This window comes from Paenibacillus ginsengihumi DSM 21568, from assembly GCF_000380965.1.
GTDB classification, from domain to species: Bacteria; Bacillota; Bacilli; order Paenibacillales; family NBRC-103111; genus Paenibacillus_G; species Paenibacillus_G ginsengihumi.
On the sequence record NZ_KB905663.1, the window covers coordinates 1 to 5,971 of the forward strand.

Below are 5,971 nucleotides of genomic sequence, written 5' to 3' on the forward strand. Positions count from 1 at the left end.
GCGAACGATTCGGCCTTAAGATCGGGCGTACTTATGTAGGGTGTCGCCTGGAATTGGACACGACCTGGTATGTGGAACTGCCCGACAAAACCCGGTTTATTCTGCATCCGCGCTCCGCGTATTCCGTGTCTGTCGAAGCATAGCTGTAATGACGCCAAGATTGACAGAGATGGAGAAATGAAACGTTCGATTGCAGGGAGAATCAGCAAGTCTAGACCCTTAATTCGTCGAAGTGGGTCAAATTTAAACCGGCGAAGTGGGTCAATTTAAATCCGGCCTTGACACGGATGTTCGACGTTCAGTTAAAGCATGCAATTAACAAGCATCCATTCGCCCGCGAAGTGATGAAGCAAATCAAAGAAAGGCTGGAGAACAAATGAAACGTTTATTGATGGATTCCCCGTACTATACTAGCTGGAAGAAACACAGCCACCTCAAGGAATCTGCAAAATACGCATACAGCCGCCAGTTCTTGAAGTTTGAGCAATACCTAAGCCTTGACTATGAGGGAGAACTGGATTTCGACAAATTTTACTATGACACCGAATCGGAGACATATCGTCCCATTGATGCAGAGTGCATTGACGGTTATGTCCAGTTTCTCAAGCAGAAATATCATGCGAGTAAAAATACACTCTTTAATAACATCGTGTATTTAAAGCATTTCTTCACCTTACTTCATGGGCTTGGCATGATAAAACAGAACCCCATGAAAAATTATCCAAATCCGTATTACGAAAGACGAATTATCGACCGTTCTCTGTCCATCGACGAATGTCGGCGTTTATTTCAAGCAGCCCTTAAAGCTGATCCTTTCGTGAGAAAATACTATACCCTCTTCTTGTTAATGACTACGACCGCTCTTCGTAATCGAGAGATCATTCAGTTAACATACGACCAAATTGATTTTGACCGGAAGGTTATTCTGGTAAACAAGGGACAGAAAACCACTTCCGATGTCGTTTATATGCCTGATTCGCTTATTGGTGAATTAGAGCGATACTTGCATCATACTTCAATTGAAGAATGGCGGAAATCCGGGCAATCTGAGGTTTTCTTTGAGAACAATCGTCCTCTCACATCAAAATCATTAAACAGAATCATTAAGAGACTATGCTTAGAAGCAGGTATCCAAAAGAAAGTCACTGCCCATAGTTTCAGGCATACAACAGCATACTTGATGCAACGAAGCGGAATTGACATCATCGCCATCAAGCGTCAACTCAGGCATAAGCAGTTATCGACAACCTTGCGATATGTCCCTCCCGTTGATGCTGCAAAACTGCTTAATGATGCATGTTCCAATCTTCTCCAATAACAAAAAGAACCCGAATGCAGCAAGGAAACATGCTTTCATTCGGGTTCATTATATGAACAATTTTTATTAACACGGACTACCCCCGTGTATCAATTAAGCACCATTAAAGGGAATTTGATACCGAAAGCATCTGGCTCGAGGATTGGTATCATCAACTGTCCTGCGAGGACATAATTTGGACCAGAGGATGGTCACTCATTAGGCTTCCGTTGGGAACAGAAGCATATAGAAGGAATGATATAATTATAAACCTTAAAAAGATCAGTTTCAATATTTCTCTCGCCGCGGCCCCCCCGCAGAAAATATTGGAGAATGCCCAGGGCTTTCCGTTGCCTTGGACATTCTCCCACTTTCTTGACACTCTAGTTTATGTGGGCAAGCGCCTAACTGTGCCTGTACGATACGTTTTGTGAGGATTAAGCAGCAGGATACCTAGATAAAACGAATTCGTACACTTTTTGCCTATAGTATGTCAGAGACGAGTAATCATAGCTTTCCGGTAATTCGTTCCATAATGTATCCCTAATCAGGATATCCACGACCGCTTGCGTTTCCTCTTTATCTATCCAGTGATCGAGTTCAGCGATTTTAGCCTTAATTTTTTCCAGCAGCACCTTCGACAATTGTTTGATTTTCTTGATCTCATTCGGTGTCAATGACTCTTTCAACAGAAGGTCATATATAGCAAGTTCTTCGTCGCTGTCAAATCCTTCACGGGCGTACCGTTTCTCTTCTTCATCAAGATCTTTGACTAGATTGGCGAGATCAATGAATGTTTTTTCAATTGCTGTCTTATCTTGTTCAGCGTTATATTCCTCAATTATTTTCTGATAACGTTCATAATAATTAATTCGGGCAGGATTTCGGCTCATCATGTCTGCTAGCCGGTCTTCAACAAGATCTTTTAAGTCTTTCATTAACAAATTTTTGTTACGTGCTTTGGCAAATTCCTGTTGAAGTCTGGCAAAATCGATCTTACTGATATCAAAACGCTTCGACCCTTCAGCAACCTTGAAATCCTCAATTACTGTTATATATTCACTTACAATATCGTGGAGCTGAACCATTAAATCCGTTGTGTTGGAATGCTTCCGTTTAACTTGCAATTGTTCATAAACAGCACTTATTGCATTTTTGAAAGCTCTATGATCATCGGTTACTTCATGCCGTTCCACATATTTGAACAATTTGAACAGCTCTCTGGCCATGATTTCGAAGCGCTTTTTTACTTCATCGGATACACACATAGCGTTGGCACCTGCTTGTACCAATGCCAGCTTCTCAAAGCCCGCAGCACGAACAAGCTTTGACAGATCAAATCCGTTCTCATTCATATAGTCCACGATCTGTTTCAACAACTCAAAAATTCGCGCCAATAATTTTTCTTTATCGGGAGCAGGATCGGTAGCTCCCCCGCTTTGCCCTTGCCTTGCAGTGTAGTCGGCAAGCGCTTTTCTAAGCGCTTTTACTACGCCTATATAGTCTACGATCAACCCATTGCTTTTTCCCTCGTAAACCCGGTTAGCTCGCGCGATCGTCTGCATCAATGTATGAGCCTTCAATGGTTTATCCAAATATACGACAGATAAAGACTTAACATCAAATCCGGTCAACCACATTGCGCAGACAAAGACAATTCGAAATGGATGATCCGGATCTTTAAAGTCTTTGTCCATCTCGCGTTTTTCCATTTTTTCACGATGTGGCTTAATATCCAGTCCCCATTTTTGGAAGGTTGCGATCTCGTTTTGCTCTTGACTGATGATAACGGCCATTTCGGTCTCTTTCATCCATTTTAACTTGCGGCTGATTTCCTGGTGTTCTTGTTGTGTGGATTTTTCCAATGTCTTTTCGATCTCTTTGATTTTTTTGGCCCAATATTTTTGAACCAAGTTGTACATTTGTACGGCAGTGATCTTGTTGATGCAAACAAACATGGCTTTCCCGGTTGTCCAGATCTCACTGTAATGGTTAACAAAATCTTGAGCGATTTTATCCAAACGCTTCTTGCTCGTCAGGATATGTATGTCTTTTGCCAAATCACGTTCCAATTTTGCCTGTTGGTTCACATCCAAATCAGCCGCTTCAATGGCATCAAGCAGCCTATCATTAATCTCGGGATTCGTGATTTCCAGCATGTCAGCCCTATTTTCGTAATAAAGCGGGACTGTAGCGCCGTCTTCCACCGCTCGTTTAAAATCATATATGGAAACATAACTTCCAAACGTACGCTCGGTTATATTGTCATAAGAAAAAAGCGGCGTGCCGGTAAACCCGATTCGGGAAGCAGTCGGCAACAAAGCGACCATATTTTCAGCAAAAATGCCATTTTGAGTCCTGTGTGCCTCATCAGATAAAATGATAATGTCATGATCAGGGATAATCGGTTCAACATTCTTCTGATTGAATTTTTGAATCAGCGTAAATATGAAACTGGGATTCCCTTTTAACATTTCAATGAGTTTCGTACTGCTTGTGGGAATAAATTGCTTCGCTTTCAAACTGCCGAGACAGCCGCAAGCTTCAAAGGTATCGCTGATTTGTTTATTCAATTCTTCTCGGTCAGTCAATATGACGAATGTAGGAGAACCGGGAAATTTCCGGCGTATTTTTTGTGCAAGGAAAACCATAGAGTAGCTTTTACCGCTGCCCTGTGTATGCCAAAACACGCCCAATTTCCCTTTTCTGAGCTTACGTTCTTTGTATGATTGAACAGCTTCGTTGACGCCAAGAAATTGGTGATTCCGCGCCAAAATTTTTACCGTCTTTCCACCTGATTGGTCATAAAGGATGAAATTTTCAAACAGATCCATGAAGTTTGTCTTGTCACAGATCCCGCGAAGCATCGTTTCCAAATCAACAGATCCTGCATCTTCTTCCTTCAAACGCTTCCATTCGTGGAAAAACTCATACTTGCTGCCAAGTGTGCCCACTTTAGCCTCGAGTCCGTTCGATAACATCAAAAAGGCATTAAAATGAAATAACTGCGGGATGGTATCCAGGTAATCCGTATAGTTAAGGTAATAGGCATCGCTTACGTCTACATTTTGTTTTTTCAGTTCAATAAACAGCAGAGGAATCCCATTCACAAACCCGACGATATCCGTTCTGCGGCGATGGAGGCTGCCATGAATTTTCATTTCTTTAACTGCAAGAAAATGATTCTTCAACGGGTCATCAAAATTGAATACCTTTACCAGACGTGGCTCAATCTCACCATTTGGTTTTTTCACATTGACGGGAATCCCGTCTCTTAACATGGCATATGTTTGCTGGTTAATTTGCATGAGCGAATTGGAAGCATTATAGGAGAGCAACGTTTTGACAGCGTCCTCGCACAATTCCTCTGTCAACCAGTTGTTATTTTCGAATAGGGCTTTCTTGAGATAACGTTGCAGGACGATATCACGATATGATTTCCGGCCAAGAGTACCTTGTTCGCCAAGCACTTCCTTGTCGTATGCGAACACAACATCCCAGCCCAAAACGTCCCGTAGCAGGTTGCCTGCACTGTTTTGAACAAGTATGTTTTCGGAATATTCCCAGCTCATCGGTTTTACCCCCTTTATACTTCGATTTCACCGCTCATTAGTCTAGGGAGTAGTTTGTCTCGGGCTTGGCGGAGTTGATGACATTGCTTGTTAAGTTTCTTAATTCTATTAAATAACGGTTCCATATGTTTATAGCAATATTCAATTAATTGTTTTGGCGGCAAGAGAAAATCAGCATTTTTAAGCACTTCTACCTTCACTCTTTGTCGGCCGTCTGCTCCTGACATACTATTAATCGCTAGTTGTCTAAAGTTATCATCTCTTGCAAGACAATATACCATAAAAGGATTTAACACTTTTGATCTCATAACGATAAATTCTGTCGACCCAACTGCTGCTTCTCCTGGATTAAGAAAGTCAACAAACGCTGTTTTCCCATTTTCAAGGCATGGGGTAATTCTCGCTAATAATGTATCTCCATTCTGAAATTTGCTGCCAGAATTAGAGGTAGTCTCAACTATCAATGATTCATCTACTATCATTGTATTTGTATTTAACGCAGCCATCGGTAGAGATTTTTTGGGTTTATCTTTAGTTACTGGATTAAACTCAATTACATCTTGTAGTTTGCACGATATCCACCCATCAGGATTACCATCTACTATTTTCGTTATTTCATATCCAGGGAAGCGTAATTTTACAAACCATTCTTTATACAGTTGCATAGCAGCTTCTTCAAGCAGTTTGATTTGATTTTGATTGTTTTCAATGAGGTCATCGTAGGCTGATAGTAAATCTGCTATATACTTTTGAGTTCCCAAAGGTGGAATTGGGAGCTTAATTGTTAACAATTTTTCTAAACTTAAATTGTCTGCTTCTTCGCTGTTTAAAGTGCGAACACCTGTCAATACTGGAAATTAAGAGACCAGTAGAGGATGAGGTGTTTTCATATGTTTGTAGCAAATCTTAAGGAAGGTCAGTTGGAAGAACTGCTTCATATTCCCGAGCCGTGGTATATCGATCGGGTTGATTTCAGCCTGGAAGCCAAGCAGTTGGACGTGTATGTCAAGTTTCGTGAGCGGGCGTTGTTTCCTTGTTCGAAGTGTGGAGCCCCAAACCAACCGGTAAGAGATATCGCCAATCATGATCGTACATGGCGTCA

Annotated in this window: 3 protein-coding genes and 1 pseudogene; 2 read left to right on the plus strand and 2 right to left on the minus strand. The window is 41.5% G+C overall.

Annotated elements, in window-relative coordinates; all coding sequences use genetic code 11:
* The first annotated feature begins 376 nt into the window (after positions 1 to 376).
* The gene (locus F591_RS0126545) at positions 377 to 1,318 is read left to right on the plus strand and encodes a tyrosine-type recombinase/integrase (protein ID WP_019537577.1); all 942 of its coding nucleotides are present in this window, start codon (positions 377 to 379) and stop codon (positions 1,316 to 1,318) included.
* Between the two features lie 416 nt (positions 1,319 to 1,734).
* On the opposite strand, the gene F591_RS0126550 is transcribed toward F591_RS0126545, so the two are convergent.
* On the minus strand, positions 1,735 to 4,869 hold the full coding sequence (locus tag F591_RS0126550) for a type I restriction endonuclease subunit R (protein ID WP_019537578.1): 3,135 nt from the start codon (positions 4,867 to 4,869) through the stop codon (positions 1,735 to 1,737).
* Between the two features lie 14 nt (positions 4,870 to 4,883).
* Positions 4,884 to 5,717: a restriction endonuclease subunit S gene (locus F591_RS31050; RefSeq protein ID WP_083935630.1), complete on the minus strand. Its 834-nt coding sequence runs from the start codon at positions 5,715 to 5,717 to the stop codon at positions 4,884 to 4,886.
* A 42-nt stretch (positions 5,718 to 5,759) separates the two neighbouring features.
* On the opposite strand from F591_RS31050, the pseudogene F591_RS31055 reads away from it, so the two are divergent.
* Positions 5,760 to 5,971: pseudogene (locus tag F591_RS31055) on the plus strand (ISL3 family transposase); the annotation flags it as partial.

What these genes read in the sequence shown, in the direction of transcription:
- F591_RS0126545 (WP_019537577.1), top strand. Translation starts at nt 377, where the DNA reads ATGAAACGTTTATTGATGGATTCCCCGTACTATACTAGCTGGAAGAAA.
- F591_RS0126550 (WP_019537578.1), bottom strand. Translation starts at nt 4,869, where the DNA reads ATGAGCTGGGAATATTCCGAAAACATACTTGTTCAAAACAGTGCAGGC.